Origin of the sequence: Paenibacillus sp. 11B (genome assembly GCF_030487755.1) — a bacterium.
In the GTDB taxonomy this organism is placed as follows: Bacteria; Bacillota; Bacilli; order Paenibacillales; family Paenibacillaceae; genus Paenibacillus; species Paenibacillus vandeheii.
Window position 1 is genome coordinate 1,298,928 of record NZ_JAUKNS010000001.1, and the last position, 23,128, is coordinate 1,322,055.

15 protein-coding genes are annotated in these 23,128 nt (G+C 49.7%); all 15 read right to left on the minus strand.

The genetic code is table 11. The features are described 5' to 3' along the window. Positions 1-32: 32 nt before the first annotated feature. The 15 genes from Q0V21_RS05790 to addB all read right to left on the minus strand — a co-directional run bounded on the left by Q0V21_RS05790 (position 33) and on the right by addB (position 23,092). Entirely contained in the window at positions 33-2,282 is a 2,250-nt protein-coding gene (locus Q0V21_RS05790; RefSeq protein ID WP_079349651.1) for an HD family phosphohydrolase, read from the minus strand. A 15-nt stretch (positions 2,283-2,297) separates the two neighbouring features. Then, the gene (locus tag Q0V21_RS05795; protein WP_024628470.1) at positions 2,298-3,269 is read right to left on the minus strand and encodes a PhoH family protein; all 972 of its coding nucleotides are present in this window, start codon (positions 3,267-3,269) and stop codon (positions 2,298-2,300) included. Between the two features lie 6 nt (positions 3,270-3,275). After that, positions 3,276-4,469 (minus strand): sporulation protein YqfD, encoded by a 1,194-nt coding sequence (gene yqfD, locus Q0V21_RS05800; RefSeq protein WP_079349652.1) that lies wholly within the window; start codon positions 4,467-4,469, stop codon positions 3,276-3,278. Next, positions 4,466-4,759 carry a sporulation protein YqfC gene (gene yqfC / locus Q0V21_RS05805; RefSeq protein WP_024628472.1) on the minus strand — a complete coding sequence of 98 codons (294 nt, stop codon included), beginning with the start codon at positions 4,757-4,759 and terminating at the stop codon, positions 4,466-4,468. The genes yqfD and yqfC overlap by 4 nt, the downstream gene beginning before the upstream one ends. Positions 4,760-4,935: 176 nt before the next feature. Further along, the gene (locus tag Q0V21_RS05810; protein ID WP_094937326.1) at positions 4,936-5,556 is read right to left on the minus strand and encodes a hypothetical protein; all 621 of its coding nucleotides are present in this window, start codon (positions 5,554-5,556) and stop codon (positions 4,936-4,938) included. Positions 5,557-5,569: 13 nt separating this feature from the next. After that, a complete protein-coding gene (gene floA, locus Q0V21_RS05815; protein ID WP_079349654.1) occupies positions 5,570-6,580 on the minus strand; it encodes a flotillin-like protein FloA in 1,011 nt (336 codons plus the stop codon). Positions 6,581-6,741: 161 nt separating this feature from the next. Further along, positions 6,742-8,064, minus strand: a complete 1,323-nt coding sequence (locus tag Q0V21_RS05820) for an NfeD family protein (protein WP_179132823.1) — start codon at positions 8,062-8,064, stop codon at positions 6,742-6,744. Between the two features lie 335 nt (positions 8,065-8,399). Then, positions 8,400-8,843, minus strand: a complete 444-nt coding sequence (locus Q0V21_RS05825; protein ID WP_024628476.1) for a GatB/YqeY domain-containing protein — start codon at positions 8,841-8,843, stop codon at positions 8,400-8,402. A 15-nt stretch (positions 8,844-8,858) separates the two neighbouring features. Next, entirely contained in the window at positions 8,859-9,032 is a 174-nt protein-coding gene (rpsU, locus tag Q0V21_RS05830) for a 30S ribosomal protein S21 (protein ID WP_005547957.1), read from the minus strand. A 198-nt stretch (positions 9,033-9,230) separates the two neighbouring features. Further along, on the minus strand, positions 9,231-9,590 hold the full coding sequence (locus tag Q0V21_RS05835) for a histidine triad nucleotide-binding protein (protein ID WP_024628477.1): 360 nt from the start codon (positions 9,588-9,590) through the stop codon (positions 9,231-9,233). A gap of 207 nt (positions 9,591-9,797) precedes the next feature. Continuing rightward, complete coding sequence (locus Q0V21_RS05840) at positions 9,798-10,091, minus strand: hypothetical protein (protein WP_285078309.1); 294 nt, start codon at positions 10,089-10,091, stop codon at positions 9,798-9,800. Positions 10,092-10,600: 509 nt separating this feature from the next. Then, on the minus strand, positions 10,601-14,020 hold the full coding sequence (locus Q0V21_RS05845; protein WP_301878033.1) for an AAA family ATPase: 3,420 nt from the start codon (positions 14,018-14,020) through the stop codon (positions 10,601-10,603). Continuing rightward, complete coding sequence (locus tag Q0V21_RS05850) at positions 14,017-15,201, minus strand: exonuclease SbcCD subunit D (protein ID WP_301878034.1); 1,185 nt, start codon at positions 15,199-15,201, stop codon at positions 14,017-14,019. The genes Q0V21_RS05845 and Q0V21_RS05850 overlap by 4 nt, the downstream gene beginning before the upstream one ends. Positions 15,202-15,272: 71 nt before the next feature. Continuing rightward, a complete protein-coding gene (gene addA, locus Q0V21_RS05855; protein ID WP_301878035.1) occupies positions 15,273-19,589 on the minus strand; it encodes a helicase-exonuclease AddAB subunit AddA in 4,317 nt (1,438 codons plus the stop codon). After that, positions 19,586-23,092 (minus strand): helicase-exonuclease AddAB subunit AddB, encoded by a 3,507-nt coding sequence (gene addB / locus Q0V21_RS05860; RefSeq protein ID WP_301878036.1) that lies wholly within the window; start codon positions 23,090-23,092, stop codon positions 19,586-19,588. Before addB ends, addA begins: the two co-directional genes overlap by 4 nt. Positions 23,093-23,128 lie beyond the last annotated feature (36 nt).

The window sequence follows — 23,128 nt, forward strand, 5'->3', positions numbered from 1 at the left end:
CTTTCATACTCCTGTCTTCTCATATTAGCGAATCAACCCGCCTCAGGCGATGTTGGCTTCGGTTTCTTCATTTCCTCCGGATATTCAATCCTGGAGTGGAATATACCCATGACGGTTTCCTTAAGGGTTTTGGCAACGATGTCCAGTTCGCGCATCGTCAGATCACAGTCGTTAAACTGATGATCGTCCAAACGACCTTTAATTATTTTTTCGATCATGGATTCCACTTGTTCCACGGTAGGCTTACGCAAGGAACGAACTGCAGCTTCCACGCTGTCAGCAATACCAACAATTGCCGACTCCTTGGACTGGGCCTTGGGACCCGGATAACGGAAATCATCTTCCGTGAAATCAGGTTCCACCCCAGCTTCCTCGGCCTGACGCAGCGCTTTGTGATAGAAGTAATGCAGGAAGGTTGTACCATGATGCTGCTCGGCAATGTCTCGAATAGGCCTTGGCAGCTTATAGTCCTTCTGCATCTCCACACCATCCCGTGCGTGAGCAACGATGATGGACTTGCTCAGCTTGGGATCAATCGAATCATGCGGATTTTCCATATTATTTTGATTTTCAATAAAATAAATGGGTCTTTTGGTCTTGCCAATATCATGGTAATACGAGCCGACCCGACATAACAAGCCGTTGGCACCAATTGCCTCCGCTGCAGCCTCTGACAGGTTTCCGACCATCACACTGTGATGATATGTGCCGGGTGTCTCTGTTAGCAGTTTGCGCAATAGCGGATGATTGGGATTAGACAATTCCACCAGTTTCAGGGCAGACAAGATGCCAAACGAGGTTTCGAAAAACGGCATCAGCCCAATGACTAATATGGCGGTCAGTACGCCTCCAGCAAACGCAAATCCAATGCCATACAGCGTTGTCGTCCGGTTCCAGTCACTTGAGTCAATCAGAGCCAGCGTGAAGACCGCGATTGACCCGAACAGACAGACCATAATGGCGCCTTTCAGAATCGTAGACCGCTGACTTGCCCGATGGGTGGCAAAGATCGCAACAAACGATACCAACACCGCGAAGAAACCAAGTTCAAAGTCAAAAATCTGACCCTGATGTGTATTCAAAATAATGCTCGACAGCATGCCGATAATAATCGAACATACAAATGCAAGTGATGTATCCAGCAGTAATGCAATTAACATTGCGCCTACGGCAACAGGGGCAAGAAAGCCTACATATGAATTCTCACTGGTCTGGAGTATCGCTGTGACGTGCATAACCACAATGGTGATAATAAATATGAGAACAAGCATCAGCAGCTGAGCATTGTTATACTTGAAATGCGTTCCGCTGAATTGCTGAATATACATGAGAATCGCTGCCGACAACAGACAGGACAGAATAAGCAATCCAAGCTGAGGCCAATAGTTTACTTCGTTTTTCAGCAAATCGTTCTCGCCCAAAAGAGTGTACATCTCCGGGGTGATCATCTCACCCTTGGCAACGAGCGTATCACCTTGCTTGATAAAGACCGTTTGAGTGTTCTCACGCGCCTGCACTTTAGCTTCTTTTGTACCCTCTTCATCGTAGAAGCGGTTCGACGTTACTACAAGACGCGCAAGCTCCTGTACAACCTCACGCTGTGTACGTTTGCTAAGGGAGCTAACACTCACCATCTCGGCCACTTTGGCACGAGCTGTTGTAGCCTCGCTAATCTGGTCGGTCATTAATCTGGAGACGATATCCCGGGCAACGGCCTTCATCTCCTGAATATCATCCGAAGTCAGACGTGAAATTTTGATATATGTTTCTTCCGGGATACGGTAGCTTTGCTCCTGTACCACATTTCTGATCTCTTCCAAAAGAGTTTCGGAGTATGTACCCGCTTTCCGGTTGTTGTTGATAAAATTGGACACAAAGTCTTTCTGGCGCTGCGGTATTTCATCACGATAGATGTCGATCTTGTCCTGACTGGAAATCTGATCATCCTGATTCAATCGATCAATACGATCGAGCAGCGTGGTCATCAGATTTTCGTTCCGCATCTGCACGATCTGAAACATCGGCTGCACACGTTCAGCGGCTTCTTCTTGCGCTTTCAGTGTAGCCTTGGTATTGGGAATCTGCATGGGCGCAGCAATATTCACTTCACTTCGTGTGCCTTCCTGAATATCATACCGCTCAGGTAGCAGTTTGGAAGCAAGACTCACGTAGAAAAGGATCACCAGAAACAAAAACAGAAGATAGCGTGCCCACACGCTATACTTCCATCCTGTAGCTCTATTTTGAAAAGATTTGCCTTTTGACAGTTCCTTCGAGGTCATCGAGACAATCCCTTTCTATTCTTGATTTTCTGCGGCGTGGTTATAGGCGACGATAATTTTCTGGACGAGGGAGTGCCGTACAACGTCTTGCTCGGCAAAATAGACAAATCCAATCTCTTCCACTTGGCCCAGTATTGTATTTGCTTCCACAAGCCCCGACTTTTTGCCGCGCGGTAAATCAATTTGTGTCACGTCACCGGTAATGACCATTTTGGAACCAAAACCAAGACGGGTCAGAAACATTTTCATCTGTTCCGGTGTCGTATTCTGGGCTTCATCCAGGATAATAAACGAATCATCCAGTGTACGTCCCCGCATATAGGCTAGAGGTGCAATTTCGATCAATCCGCGCTCCAGTGCCTTGGCCGTCTGCTCTTGTCCCATAACGTCATACAAGGCGTCATACAAGGGCCGTAGATAAGGGTCAACCTTCTCCTGAAGATCACCAGGCAAGAAGCCAAGACTTTCTCCCGCTTCAACAGCAGGCCTTGTGAGCACGATCCGTTTGACGCTTCCTTCCTTGAGTGCTGCCACAGCCAGCACAACTGCAAGATACGTTTTACCTGTACCGGCAGGACCGATACCAAATACAACATCACGTTTTTTAATTGTAGTTACATAATGTTTCTGTCCAATCGTCTTAACCCGGATCGGTTTACCACGGTAGGTCGTTGTAATCTCGCCTTTGAACAGATCCAGAAGCTGGTCTGCACGCAGTTCCTTTGCAAGCTCAATGGCATACTTAACGTCCCTTTCGGTTAACACATATCCGTTACGTACCAATTGCAACAACACATCAAATAATTGTTCAAGTGATTCCACATTTTGAATGTTGCCATGAATCACAATCTCCGCTTCACGGGATGCGATCTGGGCGGGAATCTCGGATTCAATCAGTTTCAGAAAAATATCTTGGGGTCCAAAAAGAGATTGACCCTCTCCCGCACTTTGGAGGGAGATTCGTATGCTGCGTGTTTGCTCTGACAAATAGCCTCATTCTCCTTGACTATGGACTAACGGAAGTTCTTCCGCAATGCTTTCTTCTACTTCAAACAATACTTTCATATAAACTTTACCATTCTCTTTCTTCTCATGCAAAATTTTTTCACTTAAAATTTTCGTTCCTTTGCCATTTTTGGCGATAATATCGTTTCTCGCTCCTTCCAGTCCTTTTGTTCTAGCCCATTCTATCGTGTTTTGCTGCTCTTTTTCCTGAGTTTCCAAATCTTTCTCTGTCAGCCATCCCATGGGAAGTGTGAAGGATCTCCAGGTTAGCGGTTTATGATCACTTTCGGTATCAAATGAGGTGAAAGGCGTATTCCCGTATCCCCAGAGCTGAATCGCCCATTTCCCCAGCACAATGTAAAAACGTTCCTTGCTCTCCCCGGTCATCGTATTATGTTTTTGCACAAGGGGGACTTCGACCTGATACTCACGCCACACCAGTCCACGTACTTCCCCTTTGGCAACAATGGTTTTTGTATTCTCTTCATCTCCCAAAATACCCGATATCAGTACCTGTCCCTTCTTGACACGCATGTCCTTCTGCACGACAGGGCGTCCCTGCTCCGCGTATATTTGAGTGATTACAGCGTCTGTTTTACTGACCAGATGTCTCGGGTTCAGCAGCGGTTCACGCTTGGGCTGTGCAGACTCCACAACCTGGATGGTGATGGTTGTCCCTTCTTTGCTCACCCCAATCCAGGTTACATCCGGCAAAGCGAGCGCGAGCTGTCTGGAGAGCTTGTCCTGGCTTTGCAGTCGAAATGCCCACTGGAAGGGGTAAATGCCTTCTTTCTTTGCTGCCGCGAGCACTTCATCCGTGGGAATCGTCACATTGCCTTTGACTTCTATATTCCAAACCATCGATGACAACGCAAACAGAGCTGCTATAAAAAACAGCATGCCGCCCAGAAAGAACTTCCTTCTCAATAAACGGGCTGCAAAAAAAGGAAATCCACTCCGGTGTGTCACCTTTACACGGCAGCCTGTCCGTTTCAGCAAAGGACGCAGCCTAAAAAAATGCGGTAGCAGAATATACATTTCTGCCTTGCGCCCGTCATGGGCACGCAGGTCCCATACTTCCAGTCCCTGCTCTGCCACCGTGTTGATCAATGCTTCAATATCCCCCCCAGTGACCGTGATTCGGACTGCTCCACGCAGTTTGTACAGACTGGGCTGCTTCATCCGTTCCCCTCCGCTCCATTCATATGAATATCCAGAATTGTTCCTTCAACAGCCACTTCATCCGGCAATATATTGCGAATCATCAGTTCAGTCCCTTTGATCTCCAGTTGGCCTTGGGAGAGAGCCAGAACGATGCGATCCGGTGTAAAATGAATGACACCACGATGATTCTCTATATACAATTGCTTTGTGCCGATCAGGGTTAACCGTGGCATATCGTAAAGCACGTCCTGCGGCAGATCCAGAACTTCACTGGTCCATCTGCGCAGCTTGCGGCTGATCCGGGTCATTCGAAGGTCTTCCCCCTTCCTCTACAGTTCAACTTATGCGCAGATTCATGAAATTATGAAAACTACGGACCGTGTTAGATGTGAAATGTGAGAAAAAGATGATGAACGCAAAAAAAGCCGTCTCCGGCATATTGCTCACCAGAAACGGCTCTATTCCTTCTACATCACTTAGATTGTTAAAGTTTCCCTCTTGAACCGAAAGGCTGCTTGGATCGAGGAGCACCCAATACTTCTGCCCATAAAACACCCGTACGAATGTCTTCCGGACGAAGCTGGGAATTTCCCGATTCACTTGACTCCACTTGATCCCAACTGGAATCAGCCACAACAGGTTTGTTTGAAGAAGAAAAGCGATTTAGCCTTTCTTGAATCAGACGTTGTTGCCTTTCGAATTCTTTCTTTTGTTGGTCAAGCGAACGTTCCATCTCACCACTAAAGTTTCGGCTACCTACTTCATCTGAAGGACGTGAGGAAGCTTGTGGTCCTGAATACGGCTGATCATAACGACCTTCATCATACTGGTTCTCATATGGTTCATCGTACTGGTTCTCATACGGTTCATCATAACGAGTTTCACCAGCAGCTTCAGTGCTGGCAGTTTTCTTTGGAGAGGTCTGCGCTGGTGAACGGTCGGACTGATCGGAGTCACCACTGCCTCCAAAGGTCGGCATTCCATTGTTCTGACGCTTTTTGTTTGGATCAGATGATTTAGCTGCTTTTCCAAGAAAAGAAAAGAGCGCAAAACCGATGACAGCCACGATATACAGATTATTAAAAATCCATTCGAATAGGCCCATATATACTCACCGCCTATCTTCCGTTTTTGGAATCACCCTGATCGTTAGAATTCGAGCCCTCAGCAGGTTTTCCCAGTGTGTTACGCATTTGAGTGTCAGCTTCAATATTTTTGAGGTTCATGTAATCCATAACACCGATTTTACCAGTGCGTAGAGCCTCTGCCATCGCAAGCGGTACTGCGGATTCTGACTCAACAACACGCGCTCTCATTTCTACGACGCGTGCTTTCATCTCTTGCTCTTGAGCTACGGCCATTGCACGACGCTCTTCCGCTTTGGCCTGAGCGATCCGCTTGTCAGCTTCTGCCTGCTCAGTTTGTAGAAACGCACCAATGTTTTTACCTACATCTACGTCCGCAATATCAATGGACAGAATCTCAAAAGCAGTCCCGGAATCCAGACCTTTGGATAAGACAGTACGAGAGATCAGGTCCGGATTTTCCAAAACTTCTTTGTGGGAGTCCGCTGAACCGTTCGTACTTACAATACCTTCACCGACCCGGGCAATAATCGTCTCTTCACCCGCACCACCAACAAGTCGATCAATATTGGCACGAACTGTAATTCTTGCTCGTACGTTGACTTCAATACCATCTTTGGCTACAGCAGAAACTACAGGCGTTTCGATTACACGTGGGTTAACACTCATTTGTACAGCTTGCAATACATCACGGCCTGCAAGGTCAATCGCAGCAGCACGTTCGAATTCGAGTGGAATATTTGCACGTTGAGCAGCAATCAGGGCATTTACAACACGGTCCACGTTACCACCAGCAAGGAAGTGACTCTCAAGTTGGTTCATTGATAATTGCAGACCTGCTTTAGTTGCTTTGATCATAGGATTTACGATCCGGCTAGGTGTTACACGTCTGAGTCTCATCGCTACGAGCGTAATAATACTCACACGTACACCGGATGCAATTGCCGAGATCCAGAGCATTACTGGGAAAAAGCTGAAGAATACGCTCAATACGATAATTGCAACAACCGCAATGAGCAAAACCGTAATCATGGTTGGTTCCATAGTATAAATTCCTCCATTTTCGTTTTGATTTTGGCAAAAATTATATGAACATACATTCATAAATCTGCTACTAAATTAAAGATTACACCACTTCGCATGCACCTTCAGCATAGTGGTTATGTACGGTTGCCTAAGCCTGAGCAGCCTGGCAACTGAGCGGATTAAACCGGTAACGATTGTTGAACAACAATGCGTGTACCTTCCGCTTTAATTACGACAATCGGTGTATTCACCGGAATGAAATCCCCATCCGATACGACATCAATTCGTTCCCCATTAAACATCGCTGTTCCGGCAGGACGAAGTGGTGTCAGGCTGATTCCCTGCAGCCCGATCAGTTCTTTACGTTCTGTAGCGGAAGAATATCCCCGGTCAGCTGACAATCTGTCGCTTAGGATGAATCGATTCCATATGCCTCGATCCTTAAACAGAATAACGACAATCGCAATGACTACAAGCGCAGCCCCAAAAGCAATACCCAACGATATGAAAGCATCGCTTGTATCATAAGCTGCCCGTACAACGCCTGCCACCAGTGCAATTGATCCCAGTATGCCAAGAATCCCCATACTCGGAATAAACATCTCCAGAATCATCATGATGAGTCCGACAGTGAATAACACCCATGTCTCCGCACCGGCAAAACCAGCGATGTAATTCCCTGAGAAATAAAGCACAAAGCACACTATACCAACAATACCAGGCACTCCGAATCCAGGTACAATCAACTCAATGATTACACCAGCTATTCCAAGGAATAGCAATACCGTCATGACGACAGGATTGGTCAGAAATGTAGATATGTTCTCGGCGGCTGTTCTCTGAACGGTGAACACATCATCCTGACTGTAACCGAGCCAGGCTGCGGCTTCTTCCGGCGTATTGCTTATATGGTCCGCATAACCCACTTTCAGCGCTTCGTCGGCCGAGAGAGCAATAATTTCACCTTTTTCTTTGGTTTTGTTAATCTCAGGCATCTTCACGACCATGTTAACATCCGTCATTCCAGCTGCAATTTTGCCGTCACGGCCACTTTTCTCTGCCGCTCCCTGCATCTTGCTCTTCCAGAATGCAACCAGCTTCGGATCATCGACATGTTTACCCGTGCTGTCCACCATCGCTGCCGCACCGATCATACTGCCTGGCGACATTACGATCTTATCTGCATTCAGAGCCAGAAAACTTCCGGCTGAGGCAGCATCTCCACGGACAAATGCAACGGTTTCAATTGGACTTTCCTTAATTAAGGTACCCAGTTCTTCAGCCGTGTCAACACGCCCTCCCGGCGTATTGATATCCAGAACGATCAGGCCAGCATTCATCTCTTCTGCTTCCTTGAACCCGCGTTCCATAAACTTGCCAAGTCCCTGCTCGATTGGTTTATCCACCGGAATGATATATACGGCGCCACTTTTCTCAGCTGCATGTGCTGACGGTGATCCAATCCAAACAGGAAGCAGCAGCGTCAGTAGCATCATGAGCATTAATGACCCCGTAAGCTTCTTCCGGCGCTTTCCCTTCACAAATAGTCCCCCCTTTTCCATTAATGTTATACTGTCCAGCTTATGGTATTTATTACGTACAATGCAACATTTCGTTTCAAAATCTTAGAATTATATTTGAAATCGCCAGCAATTGCAACATTCCAAATCCATTATCATATATATTATCCATTTAAAAGCAATATTTGTGAATTTCCTTTAACAGATGAATGACTTCCCAGCCGGCTTCAGGTTTCTTCTCAAACTGAGTACCGTATCCAATGGTGTAAACGGAAAAAACACCCCCTGACAAGTCAGGAGGTGTTCATTGATTTGCTTTATTGCAGAAATTGTTGAACTGCTTGATTTACCAGTTTGCCATCCGCTTTGCCTTTGACTTTCGGCATAAGGGCAGACATGACTTTCCCCATCTCGGCTTTCGAAGAAGCACCGGTTTCCTGGATGGTCTGCTGTACAATAACTTTAATTTCTTCTTCGGTAAGCTGTGCGGGAAGGTACTGACTGAGTAATTCAATTTCCGCTTTTGCATTTGCCGCGAGGTCATCACGGCCCGCTTTGTCAAATTCTTGGAGGGCATCTTTGCGCTGTTTGATTTCACGACTCAGAATATCAAGCACTTCGTTATCATCCAAATCTCTTTTCAAATCTATTTCAAGATTCTTGATCGTCGAACGAATCAACCGAATGTTGGAGAGCTTGAACTTGTCCTTGCTCTTCATCGCTTGCTTCATATCTTCGTTCAATCGTTCGCTAAGATTCATGTAGTTAAAATCCTCCTAAAACTTTCTCTTACGAGCAGCCTCGGACTTTTTCTTGCGCTTTACGCTTGGCTTCTCATAATGCTTACGTTTCTTCACCTCAGCCAATACGCCATCTTTTGCGATGGAACGTTTAAAGCGACGAAGTGCAGCATCAATAGTCTCGTTTTTGCGAACTTTAGTTTCAGACACCAGTTTTCCCTCCCTCCGACCAGACCGTCCAAGAGCAATAACACGGTTCATCACCTTTCATTATAGGCGAAAGGTAATAAAGGTGTCAACCTTAACGTAATGATCATTTATTTTATGTGAACTTCAACTCCATATTCATGCCTTTTAAGTATATATGGATAAGTCCTGAATCAGAGTAAACTGAGTAAACTTGCTCGTTTATTTGTGGGAGTCAGACAAACTTGTCAACACGCCGAGTCGAGTCCCACCAAGCAAATGATAGTGCAGATGATGAACGGTTTGTTCTCCATCCTTGCCGCAGTTATTAATCAGTCGGTAACCTGTTTCTTCCACACCGAGACGCTTGGCCGCTTCTTGCGCAGCCAAATGAATCTCACCGATCAACGGCAAATCTTCTGCGGTTACTTCATTCATGGAAGCAATATGTTTCTTGGGAATAACGAGTACATGGGTCGGTGCAGCGGGCTGGATGTCATGAAAGACGATGACATGGTCATTCTCCAGTACCTTATTGGAGGGAATGCTGCCCTCTACAATTTTGCAAAATAAGCAATCCATTGTTCACACCCTCCTTTGGATTAAAAATTATGTATACCCTTCTATCATACCGGAACTGAAAAGTAAATTCCAATCGAACCTCTTCAGGTATGTCATCCAAACCAGGATGATGGACAAAAAAACCGTTCACACTTAGTGGACTGTTGAGCGTACACCAAAGATGTGAACGATTATATTGGTACAAGCATAATGATTCATTTTTTTCTATTAATAATAAGGCAATAAGGATAATGCAGTCAGTCCAACCAAAGGTAATACCAGTCTGTTAAACCGTCTGCGACCGTAACCATAATAGGGGTATGGATAGCCAAAGCCCGGGAAGAATCCCCGCGAATGAGCGGGATAAGTAACTGGCATCATATTGGGTCCCCAGTTCGCTTGATTAACCATGGCTTCATTTCCCACGGGAACAGCCAAATAAATCATGTCATCATCCACGTTTTCCATAATGCCATCATAATGGGCACCGTCATGCATCTGTACACACACATAGCGATGCATGTGTTCCTTACACAGTTTCTTCGCTTCTACCTTTTCCACGTTTCATCGCCTCCGGATATGCTCTTCTCTTCATCACCCTTTCATGGTATTCAGATCTGGGCGAAATGACACTGTGAATGACAAGAGTTTCAGAATCGGGAATCGGTGTCCAAAAGAGTGAAATCAGTATAGGAGTTGTGCCTGTGAAATAAAAAAATAAAAAAGAAGCACCCCGTTGCAGTTTCCATACGGAGTTCTGCTGTCGCGGACGTCTATCCAGGAGTATTCCTGATCAGACGTCCGCCGGGGTACTTAACATAAAGTTTGTCGGCTTAACTGTAGTATAACAACAGGATGAACCTGTATCTGTGAGCTATCTCACTCCACTGACTCAGCGAGTATAGAAATGAGATTCAAACCAACAAACCTTAGTCAGTTAAGAGTTCCCCCTCAGGATCAACAACTTTTAAGGTTGGTTCCTGAGGGAGTCACAATTGGGACTCATTTAAAACCATAATGTGTTCCGTCTCCTATAACGTTTCCAGAACCACACGAGAGCCAGCTCCGGCTTCACCCGCGGGAATAACCACAAGTTTGCGTGGCAAGCGTGCCCGCAGCTCCGGAACGTGGCTGATAATACCGACGGCAAGACGGTCATCATGCAGTTTTTCTAACGAGGTAATGACAGTATCCAGCAGTTCAGGGTCCAATGTGCCAAAGCCTTCATCCAGAAAGAAGAATTGCAGCGGGTATTGACCGCGCAGCTGAATCTGGGCAGACAGAGCCAGAGCCAGTGATAACGAAGTCAGGAACGTCTCTCCACCAGACAAGGTGGACACCGGACGTTTAACCCCACCGTTTGCATCGTCACAGATGACAAAGCCACCGCCCGAATCCACCTCAAGTGAATAGCGTTGTTTGGTCAGGAAGCGCAGGCGCTGTGAAGCAGCCTGACTAACCTGCATCAGCTGTTCTTCTGCAATATACTCGACAAATGCGTTACCTCTGAAAGCTGCTTGCAGTTTGCTAAGCATTTCACCTTGCCGGCTTACTTCCACTCGTTTGTTCTCCAACTCGGTCCATCGAACGTGTCGCTGCTGCACATCTTCCAGATCCCGTTCTGCACGCGCCTTGGCTCTTAGAGCCGCTTCATCCTCTGCACGAGACATCTGCAGTCGCTCTGTGCATGCCAACCATTGTTCCTCAGATACAACAGCTCCGCCCAGTTTCTGTTCCAGCTCACGTAATTGAGAAACAAGTTCACGATCACGATCACGATGCTGCTGAATTTCCGCGGCCAGCTGCTCCGCTTCCTGGGAAGGAAGGGCAGCTTCCACAACGGCAGTCTCGGAGTCAAATGGCGATTGATCCAGTAATTGTTTCCAGCGTTCCTGCGCCTGCTGCAAATGCTCTGCTGCCGAGGCTGCGGCTTGATGAGCCATGACATCCTTCTTGGCTGATTCCTGCTTCAACGCATCGGCTTCCTTGAAACGCTGTACCGACTCAGCAGCCACTCTTCGCAGTTCATCCAGTCGAGTCTGGGCCGCAGCAATCAAGTCCTCGACCCGTTGCTCGCCAACCCATTGACGCAGACGCTCTTCCTTCTCAGCAAGCTGTTTGCTGTTGCCTTGCCATTCCGTCTGCCACTGAATCAGCTGTTTGTCCAATTCGACCAGCTTCTGCTGGAGAGACTGTACCAGCTGTTCTTTCTCTTCAAGAAACGTCACGCTCTTATTCAAACGTTCCTTGATGTCTTCTGCGCGCGCGTCGCGCTCCTGCATCGCCTGGTGGAGGGCCATAGCCTCCTCTTGAGCGATGCCTGGCAGTTCCGCGGCCCAGCGGCCGTGCAAGGCGGCTGCGGCGGCCTCACTCTCGGCCAATCGGCGCTCCGCCTGGGCGAGCCCGGCTTGGCCGGCCTCCTGCGCAGCAGCCGCTTCCATGCGGCGCTGCTGCGCGCCCACAGCCGCCTGCTGCAACGCGGCGGCTTCCGCTTGCAGCGGCGCTGCGGCAGCGGCCAGCGCCCGCGCGGCTTCGCGCAGTGCGGCGGCACGCTCCGCCCAGTCCGCCGGGGAGCGCCCGTGTACGGGCGACCCGGCGGGCTCCGGCTCCGCAGCCGCAGGCGCGGCCTCGGCTGCGGCCGGGGCTTCGCCGGCCGCAGCGCCAAGCTGCGTCAGCAGGCTGCGACGTTCGTGCAGCTGCTGACGCAGCCCAAAGCGCAGCTCCTGCAGCTCCGCGTGCAGGCTGCGCAGCAGTTCCAGGTCCGCATCGCCTGCGGGCGGACCTTCTCCCGGCGGCGCAGCCGGGAGCGGGTGGTGTGCGGAGCCGCACACCGGGCATGGCTCGCCGTCGCGCAGCTCGGCGCGCAAGGCGGAGGAGAGCCGGTGCAGCTCCTGCTCGCGCATCGTTCCGCGCAGCTGCTCCTCCGCCCTGGCCAGCAGGCTCTGTTCGCGGCCAATGTCCTGCTCACAGGCAAGCAAGGCCTCAAGACCCGTTGCCGCCTGTTCGATCAGCTGCTGACGCTGTTCACTCAGACGGCCCTCTTCCTGGGCAGCCAGCTTAAGCCTGTCCGCCCCCTGTTCTGCCGACTGCTTATTGGCTTCCATCTCAGCCTTGTTCTGGCGTAATTGCTCCGCCGCCGTATCCAGACGATGTCTCAATTCCAGTGCAGCCTGCAGCTGTCTGCGTTCTTCGGACTTCACTTCATTCGGCTTAAGGCTTTCCTGTAATTCTTCCCGTCGTTTGCGGCCACGCTGCTGAAGTTCTTTTTCTTTCTCTAGCTGCTGTCCGATGACGTTCTGTTCCGCCTGCCCTTTGTCCAGAAGTTGCTTAAGACGGGTACTATCCTCTCGAAGTCCGTCCCGTTCCCGCTGTAACTCCTTGGCCTGTTCCAGCTGTTCCAAACGAAGCAGCAACTTGGGTTCTTCCTCAGCCATCTGCACACGGGCCGTTTCAGCCTTCTCGCCTTCCAACACAGACAGCCGTTCATGTTCCAGCGCTTGCTGGTGAGCCATCTCGGCTGCATCCTGACGCAACTTCTGCTGCACTGCTGCATCACGCATCGTCTGCAATGAAGGGAGTATCGCATCTGCCGCCCCGGCCTGCTTCAGCCGTTGTTCACCCGCTTCGATCTGTGGTGCACGTGCTTTCAGCTTTTCATGTTCCTCCGTACGTACCTGCCGTTCTTGACTTAACTCACGGAATTTGCCGAGCTGTTCGGCTTCCTTCATCGCTTCATCAAGCGCTTTACGCGACAGCTCGGACTGCTTCACAGCAGCTTGAAGAAGAAGCTCCGTTTCTGCCAACGTCTCTTTGCTGGCATTACCGAGCCCTTGCTGCTCCGCGGCCAGGGCTTGATGAACCATATCATTGTCCTTCACCCGCCGGCTGAGCTTAATGGCAAGCTGATCTCCATACTTCTCCAGATGGAACAAACGTTGCAGCATCTGGCGCCGTTCACTGCCTTTCAGTGACAGAAACTCCGCGAATTTCCCTTGCGGAAGCACAACGGCCCGCGTAAAATCATCCATTTTCAACCCGATGACGTCTTCAACACAGCGATTCACGTCTGCCAGCTTGTCAGCCAGCACCTGCTCCTCTCCGTTGACAGTTTCGATGAATTTACTGATTGTGTTGCTTACCGAAATTTCATTGTTTCGTTTGAAGCGTCGTTCCACCCGAAACCTTCTTGTGCCTTCTGCTGATACGAGTTCAAATGTAAAGGCAACTGACAATGAATCCTCCGCGTGATTCATAATCCCTTGGGTACCGTTAACCGCACGTTCCACTTTTCCGTACATCGCGAGCGTAATCGCGTCGAGCAAGGAAGATTTGCCGCTGCCTGTAGGACCAAAAATGCCGAACAAACCGGTTTCAGTCAATACGGTGAAGTCAATCTCCTGTGCCTCTCGATAGCTTTGCAGACCCGCAACTTTTAATAGAATCGGCTTCAATTTCCTTCAACCTCCTCACGTACACCCGGCTCGTCCTCATCGACAAGTTCAAGGAACAGCTGTACCAGGCTGTCTTCAGGTAATGCTCCACCCGTCTGACGCTGATAAAATTTACGAAAAAGCTCATGCACCGGAAGCTCGGAACGTTGCTCCAGAAGCCCCGCTGCCGCCATCTCGGGATAGACCGGACGAATATGTATGATCCCTTCATGAGACTTCCGCAGCTGCTGGATCTCCTTCAGAGACATGGCATCATCCAGCCATACTTCCATATCGATAAAGGCTTGAGGATCGCGCCCTTCATCTAGCCACCGATAGACCTCAGCCAGACCGCCACGCGCCTTCCAGCGCACAAGTGGGCGGCCCGAGGTCAACAGAAATTCCTCCACATTTGCAGCCCCACCTGGTGCCAGATCAACCATCGTGACGGACTTGCTCTGCCCCGCTTCGGAGAAACTGTAAGCCAGCGGAGAACCACTATATCGGATCACACCTTCCCCTTTAACGGCCTGCGCACGATGGAGATGACCCAGAGCTGTATATTGCGCACCTGTTGATAGTGCTGAAGGGTCAACCGTATAGGCGCCCCCTACCTGAATCGGACGTTCCGAATCACTTTCAACCCCGCCCAGAACATAAATATGGCTCATCGCCAAATTCACCGTCTCCGGACGAAAAGAAGCAGCCAGACGCTGCATTAACATGCCAACCCGGCGACTGTATGCCTGGCGAAGCACATTCTCGTCCCCATCCGTTGTCAATAGTTCGTTCAATCGGGCTTCCGAGGGATATGGCAATGCAGCAATCTGTGCAGTCTCTCCAGTTCGCTTTGCATGGATGGTTACTACTTCTGAAGTAGGCATACCTACAAGTGTAATTCCCTGTCTGTCCACAAGCGGGGTCACCGAAGCCACTCGCTCCGGCTGATCATGATTACCGGCAATGACCACAAGTGGTCTTCCCTGTTCCGTCAGACGCGCCGCTGCCTCGTAAAACAGCTGTTCCGCCGATGCAGGTGGATTAACGGAATCGTACACGTCTCCAGCCATCAATATGGCATCGGCTTGCTGCTCATCCGCAAGTCTAACAAGCTCATCCACAAAATCCTCCTGCTCTCGTAGCCGGCTCCGTCCCTCCAGCGTTTTTCCCAGATGCCAGTCTCCTGTGTGCAAAATACGCATCGTCCGTTCAACTCCTCTCTCATGCAATATCCAATGATACAAATTTCATCCGGCCGTTTGAAAATTTCACTTTATAGCTTCACAGCATGTCCACCATCAAAAAAGTACAGCCACTTCCGGTCTACTTTCCGACCCAAGATATCTTCAATGGCCCGGCCGTACAACTCCAGCTGGAAACGATAGTTTTCCGTCAGTTTGTCCAATCCGCCACGATGCTCTAACACCTGATCTGTCTTGTAATCGAGTAAAACAAGTTCGCCATCCACCTCATACAGGCAATCAATAATCCCCTGTACCAGCACCGTTTCATTTTCTAATGATGCCTGCATCTTACCGTCTTCCTCCACCGTTTGCATGCCGGCATTCGGTGACAGTTCATGAAGCCATTCGGCAGGAGACTGATGTGCCGGAAGTCCATAAATAAACGGAATCTCCCGTTTCACCCACTCCGCACGCAGCAATTCTGTGCCAGGTTCTGTATAGAAGAATCCAGCCAGTTGTTCAGAATCAATCACCTCTGCCTGATGGGGGAGCAGAATCTGAAGCTCGACTAACCGCAAAAGTGTCTGCTCAACGATTTGCGAATCAACGAGTGAGCCATCTACAGGAAGATGCTGCATCAACGTATGATATACGGTTCCCCGTTCGGCTCCGGTCAGTTGTTTCTCCTCCATAAATTTGGGACGACGCAGATGCAATTTAAAGGTCGAGCTTCCATCCTTCAGCCCACGGTTCTCAGAAACCGTGAAAGCCTCCACTTGTTCTTCCATTTCATCCATCATTTGAACGGACGGATGGTCCTGCATCGCAAGCAATGTTTTCAGCTCGGTGACCGAAGTGCTGGCAGCCACTTGCGTTGCTGCTTGATGGGGATATGTCCACGACAGTCGTTTATCAACCTCGCGAATTAGCTGTACTCCCTTTTGCAGACCTGCTGCTGAAGATACATCTTCATCCCCGATGTCTCGTAGGGCTGCATCTTGTCCATCCTCGGTCATCCCTATTTCTGTTGGGCTGGGAAACAGCTCCACAGGCTGAACTGCTTTTAGGGCAGCAATCCGCTCTTTCCGCACTTCTGTCATGCCTTCATCCTCACCAAGCGTCTGATCCACAACTATTTCTCGGGATACTTGATCAGCTGAAATGACGGAAATGCCCCAGCGTGATTCATCATCCACAAGGCAGGCAGCAAATGAATCAGTGCCTCCCGCAAGTTCACGCAGTAAAGCTGCATCTGGATGTCTCATCAGGGATGGACCGATCCAGTCCAGATAACTCCGTCCGGCTGCAAGCAGGTAGTCAGGCAGCACCCGTTCCGGACTGTCCTTAATCTGAGACCAGGCGACTGCCTTTTTAACAACGTCTTTCACGGTACCGACCAAAATCATTTTCTCTTTCGGACGGGTCAAAGCCACATAGAGCACCCGCATCTCTTCGGCAAGCAGCTCAAACTGGGCACGACGACGAATCGCCAGATTTGCCAAGGTTGGATAGGCAACCCGATTCTCACGATCTACAAACCTCGGGCCAAATCCCAGCTCCTTATGCATCAGAAACGGCGAATTCAGATCCTGCTGATTGAACATTTTGGATATACCCCCAACAAAAACAATAGGGAATTCCAAGCCCTTACTCCGGTGAATCGTCATGATGCGCACTGCATTGTCCTGCTCACCAGAACCACCTGCTACAGTCCCAAGATCTCCACCGTTCTCACGTAGTCTGGACACGTAGGTCAGGAAGCGGAACAATCCACGGTTGGCCGTTGCCTCCTCATATTGCCGCGCGCGATCATATAGGGCCTTCAGGTTACTTTGACGCTGCATACCTCCAGGTAGGCCACCAACCCAGTCCAGATAACCCGTTTCCCGATACATTCGCCAAATGAGTTCGCTCAAGCTGCCCTGTCTGGCTTCAACCCGCCACTGCTCCAGCTGACGCATAAAACGAATTAACTTATGCTGCAGCTCTGTGCTGGTACCGTTTTCCCTATCCGCATCATCGCTTATACGTCCACCCATACTTGCATCTATACCAGCATCCATAATCTCATCTATATTTGCATGTGCAGAGGATTCATGTATGCCTTCCATAACATCTGCCTCGGCGGATACCGCCGATTCCCGCTGCCCCTGTTCAATCTCTGACCAGACTTCCGGCCATTGCAGCTGAATTGCGGATGAATCAGGATGCGAAGCGTACTCTCCATGCTGTCTGGAGATGTTCGACGAACTTGCGAACGCTCCTGTAGCGGATACAACAGCATCATAGAAAGACTGTCTCTTGTCCCCAAGGCGAATCTGGGCCAACTCCTCTTCATCCAGTCCGACAATTGGTGAACGAAGCACGGAAGCAAGCGGAATATCCTGCCTTGGATTATCCACAATCTGCAGCAGGGACAACATTACTTCCACTTCCGTCGCCTGAAAATACCCTTTGCTCTGTTCCCCTCCGGCAGGAATACCCTGCTGTCTGAATTCCTCAATCATGAGTGGCGCCCACATCAGGGCAGAACGCAGCAAAATAACAATGTCTCCGTAACGCGCAGGTCGCATGGATTTGAGGGCTTTATCATAAACGTTAAGGGCTGGTTTATCCGTATCTCCGACCATTTCACGAATACGGCGAGCCATGGCTCGTGCCTCCAGCTGAGCGGTTTCGAGCTCGGCACTCTCCAGCTCAGCAGAAGGCAACGCATCCCCATTCTCGTCCGTGCTTTCCGTGAGATCAGGTCCTCCGCCTTGACGATCGATCAACATAAGTTCAGGTGTGTATGCCTCATCTCCAAGCGTCTCTGCCGGGAAAGTAGCCCCATAAGCGAGCTGCGCTCGTTCATCATAGGCAATCTCGGCAACCCCTTCGTTCATGAGCTGCTTGAATAACATATTGACCGAATGGACTACTTCTGCACGACTGCGGAAGTTCCGTGCAAGATCAATACGTCGTCCTGCACGTAATGAGCCGTTCTCTCCGTCCGCATCCGTATACGCTGCATATTGACGGTATTTATTCAGAAATAGGCCGGGTTCAGCCAGACGAAAACGGTAAATGCTCTGTTTTACATCACCGACCATAAAGCGGTTCCCCGGATTTTCTCTGGAGATCAATCTGACGATATCTTCCTGTACCGTATTGGTATCCTGATATTCATCCAGCAGCACTTCATCAAAACGTGCCCGGTATTCCATTGCTGCATCCGAAGGCATGGAAAGCTCAGGCGTAGAATCCTCATGACGCAAAATGTGAAGACAGTAATGCTCCAAATCACTGAAATCGACCTGACTGCGCTCTTGCTTGGCCTGTCGATATCGCTCTCCAAATGCACTGACCAGCTTGGACAGCTCTTGCATGAGTGGTGCCGCCTGCTCCAGCTCTTGCCAGAAAGAAAAAGCACTTCTTCCAAACAAGGACCCTTTCAGGTCTGTAACGGCTTTTTTTGCAGCCTCACGCAGTTCCTTGACCTGTTCTTGCAACCCCGGGTCCGTCTGGTCCTTTTTACAAGGCTTCAGCTTGCCAAAAGCTGCGGGCTGAAACACTTCAGGCAATCTTTCCCACGGCATAACCTCAACAGCAGAAAGAAGCTCTTCGACCATAGCCAAATCTTCTTTTAACGTATCTGCATAAGGTTTCGGGCCTTCCGGCTGCATCGATATACTGATCCCTTGGCGCAGAAGACCCGCCGCACCACTCAGGGCAAGAGCGGCATCGCGCAATATACTCTGAACCCAAGCAGAATGGCCAAGCGCCTCAACACTTTCTACCTGAAAAGCAGATGCCATCTCCGCAAGCCAATGATCAGGCCAGGAATGACTGCGCGAGAAATCATACAATCGCTGCACAAGTCGATGCATTGCATCATCGTTCCGTTCCCCACTGAACCAATCCACCAATTCACGGAATGTACTGCCTTCGTCTTCTTCCCCATACTTTTCTTCGAACAACTGCTCCAACAATTCCTGCCGCATGATTTCGGCTTCATTTTCATTTAAAATTCGAAAAGCCGGGTTTAGTGGTATTTGCTGATAATACCGACGAATGACTTCCATACAGAATGAATGCAGTGTCGTAATCGAAGCGCGCCCAAGCAGGGACAGTTGTTTGCGCAGATGTTCCTCCGCAGGCTGCTCTTCAAGTGCGCGTTCCAGCGCTTCCCGAATCCGCTGCTTCATCTCGGCAGCAGCAGCTTTGGTAAATGTGGCGACCAGCAAACGATCTACGCTGAATCCACGGGAAGGGTCTGCGATCTTGCGAATAATCCGTTCAACCAATACAGCCGTCTTCCCGGAACCCGCTGCAGCAGCAACCAGAATGTCTTCTCCACTCTGTGAGATGGCACTCCATTGGTCATCACTCCAGAAGCTTCCCTCCGGTTTTGGCATATTCGTCATGATGTTTCCCCTCCCTTGCCCTGAGACAGCATGTCCCAGATTTGCTGTTTGCCCGGTTTGGACAACAGATTATATTCATTACCTTCGATATTTTCATCAAATTGACAGACCGGTTTATACGGACAGAAAGTGCAAGCAACCTCCTGCTGGATACGATAAGGCTCAATCGCCACATCCCCTTCCGTAATTCGGGTGCCAATCTCGCGGATATTACTGCGAACTGAAGCAAGCAAAGTATCCCATTGCTCCGGTGTAGCTACAGCAGCACTGCTATAAAAGCTGCCATCCGCCTTAAGCGCAACCGGAATAATGGCTGAATAGCCTTTGTCCAGGGTATTGTCCATTTGAGCGATCGCATCCCGGTCCGCCAGGAGCAGGCCTTTCATTTTGAATCGTTTCAGCAGTTCTTGTCCTGCCTGCTCAGATGTCATGCCGTTCGCGGATTGAAGCAACGGATTATGCACATGGAAATAGAGTGTTCCTCCAGGCATCGCCGATTCTCCAAGCCATTCCTCGGCAGCACTAAGCAGCACCTCCAGATACGTGAGCATCTGTAATGACAGGCCATAATACACCTCATGCAGTTTGAGATCGGTCTGGCTCGATTTGTAATCAATGACTCGCAGCAGCAGGCCGTTCTCTCCTTCAGCCACATCCACACGGTCGATCCGACCCACAATCTCCATCACACAGCCATTTTCCAATTCAAAACGAAGCGGTGGCAGCGGTTTACCTGGTCCAAAATCAAGCTCCAATCCAATCGGCTCAAAGCTTCCCCGTCTGGACTGTTCACCCAATATAACCGACGCCCGGCTAACGATGTCCTTCAGCTTGCGGAAGATGTAACCATACCGTTTCGTGCTGAGCAAAATCTCTCCCTGCAGCTGTGGTGCAATCTGCTCCACGGTGTGCTCCGCTTCCTTCCGGCATTCCTCCGGAGATAGACTCCCCCAGCTGCGATTTTGCTCACGCAAACGTATTGCAAGCTGACTCAAGGCAGCATGGAACAGTTGTCCAATGTCGGGAGCTTGTAAGCGATACAGTTGGCGCTCTTTCAGCCGCAGTCCATGGGAGGCAAAATGGGAGAACGCACACGCCACAAAACGCTCCATTCGCGAGACACTGGTCCTTACCTCTGTGCCATATAATCTACGGCTGGTAACGGTACGCAGAGGTAACGCCCGATTGCGATAAAAGACCGATCCAAGCAATTGCTCCAGCTGAGGCCTGCTCGTCTCCCGAGAGACATGCCAGTTATAGATCGCCCACCACATTTCAGGAATATCTTCTCCACGACGCCATCTGCGCAATTGTCCGATGAGATAGGAAAGGCTCTGATCAGGATGGATAACGTAAGACCAGTGTACCTCTTCCACATCCGTGACCGGCGGCTGGGCAAGTAATGGCTGCTCATTCAGACCGAACATCTTCCGCACATGTCGTACAATTTCCGAGGGCAATAGTGTCTTGCCTTCATCATCTGCGATGGGATAACTGAGCCACAACTGCTTGCTTGCCGCTGTCAGGGCGGTGTATATCAAAAAGCGTTCGTCCAGCATTTGTCTTGTTGCCCCTGGTCCAAGCCCCATACCTCTCTCCGTCAAGAGCAGTCGTTCCTGCTCGGTTAATACACCATCATCCTGAGGCACGGCAGGCAGCTCCCCATCTACCGCACCCAGAATAAATACGTACTTGATATCCTGAAGACGTGTACGATCCATCGATCCAACCAACACCTGATCGAGCGCTGGAGGAACGAGTCCCAGCTTCAGTTCGGTTAACCCGGTCTCCATAAGCCCGGCGAACAGATCGATATCCAGCCGTTCCGCCCCCATCATATCGACCATCTGATCTAACAGATCAAGGACGGCACCCCACATTTGACGATGCTCTCTCGATCGTTCCGGATCACCCTGGACCTTGGCTTCAGCAGACATATGATCCAGCTTCCAGGGAATCTCGGCATCCTCCAGCAATCGATAAAGCGCCGCACATTGGTCTTTGGCTGTCTTTGCCTTACTCATTCGTTTCTCAAAAGCACCCAGTGGATCAACAATCACTGTTCGGCATTTTTCCATTAAGGACAGCATCTGCTCCCGTCCCCGACTGCGGACATCCTGATCATTGTCTTCCAGAGAAAGACTGGGTACGTACTTCCATGGCTTTCCATCTGTCCAGCGGTATCCGTGAATTCCGCAAGCCAGTATATAATTTTCGAGCTGGTCCATATCTTCACGTGTGATGGATCCGTCTTGTGGAAGCAGCAGATCCGTTTTGACACAGCGAAATACATCCTCATAACGCCAGCGGCGGCGAACGATATCCAGTGCCGAACGAATAAATTCAGATAATGGATGATGTAGTTCATTTCTTCTCCGATCCAGAAAGACAGGCACACCATAGTCCCTAAATAGGGGCTCAGCAATGTCCGCATATGTATCCAGCTGACGAACGAGCACTGCCATATCACGGTAACGCGCACCTTCATCTTGAGCCAGACGACGCATCTCACGGAGTGCCCCTTCCATCTCAGCCCGACGGTTCTCAGCTGTGTAAAGTCGGATACCTGCATCGCGACCTTCACTCATCCAGCGAACCCTGCGATCAAAACCAGCCTCCAAATGAGCCAGTCCAGGACTGCCTTCATATCTATGCAAAATTTCCGGTTGAAGCACGGTCGTCTCACTAAGGACCCCCAAATCCTCTGCCATGCCTTTGAGGCGCGCGTAAGCACTCGCTGTAGGATGGAACAGCTCCAATTCTCCTGGAAGTGCACCATGGTCGTAAGCACGATCCAACGTCAATGCAATTGTGACGGAAGAAGCTTGCAGCATTAATCTTCCAATAACACTCATTTCCTGCGGGGTAAATCCTTGAAATCCATCAATCCAGATCTGTGCATCTTGCAGTAACGCGCTTTCCGTCAACCGCTCTGTCAGTTCAGTCAACGTGTCTTCATCATCGATATATAGTTCAGTCAATTCCTTTTCATAGTCACGGTATATAAGAAGCAAGTCATGCAGCTTGTCTCCCAGAATCGGTGCTGAGGAGGAGGAAGTATTCCATGCGGAAAGTCCTTCTTCCAGCGAAGTGGGGTCAAGTTCATAACGTTTAAACTCACTGTATAAGTCATTCAGTTCTCCTATAAATCCCAGCTGGCTGCCCGATGCTCCAAACAGCTTCAATTCTTCTTTACGGCGCTGGAGCACTTTATAGAGCAGCATTTTTTTTCCTTCAGCGCCAATGGGAATTCGCGCAGAACCACCTGCCTCCTGCATTACCCGGTAGGCTAATCGGCGAAAACCAAGCACTTCAGCACGCATGGTACCTTTAATAGCCCCTGAAGACACCAGTGACTGCTCGGTTCGAAACGAACTCTGTTCCGGAACCAGCAGAATCAGCGGTTTACCTTGTGGTTCCTTTTGAAGCAGGGATGTGATTTCCCGGGTAATCAGCGCGCTTTTACCGCTGCCTGCCCGGCCAATAACAAAGCGTACGGACATGTTTAATCCTCCAAATCATCACGAACAAGATTTTAA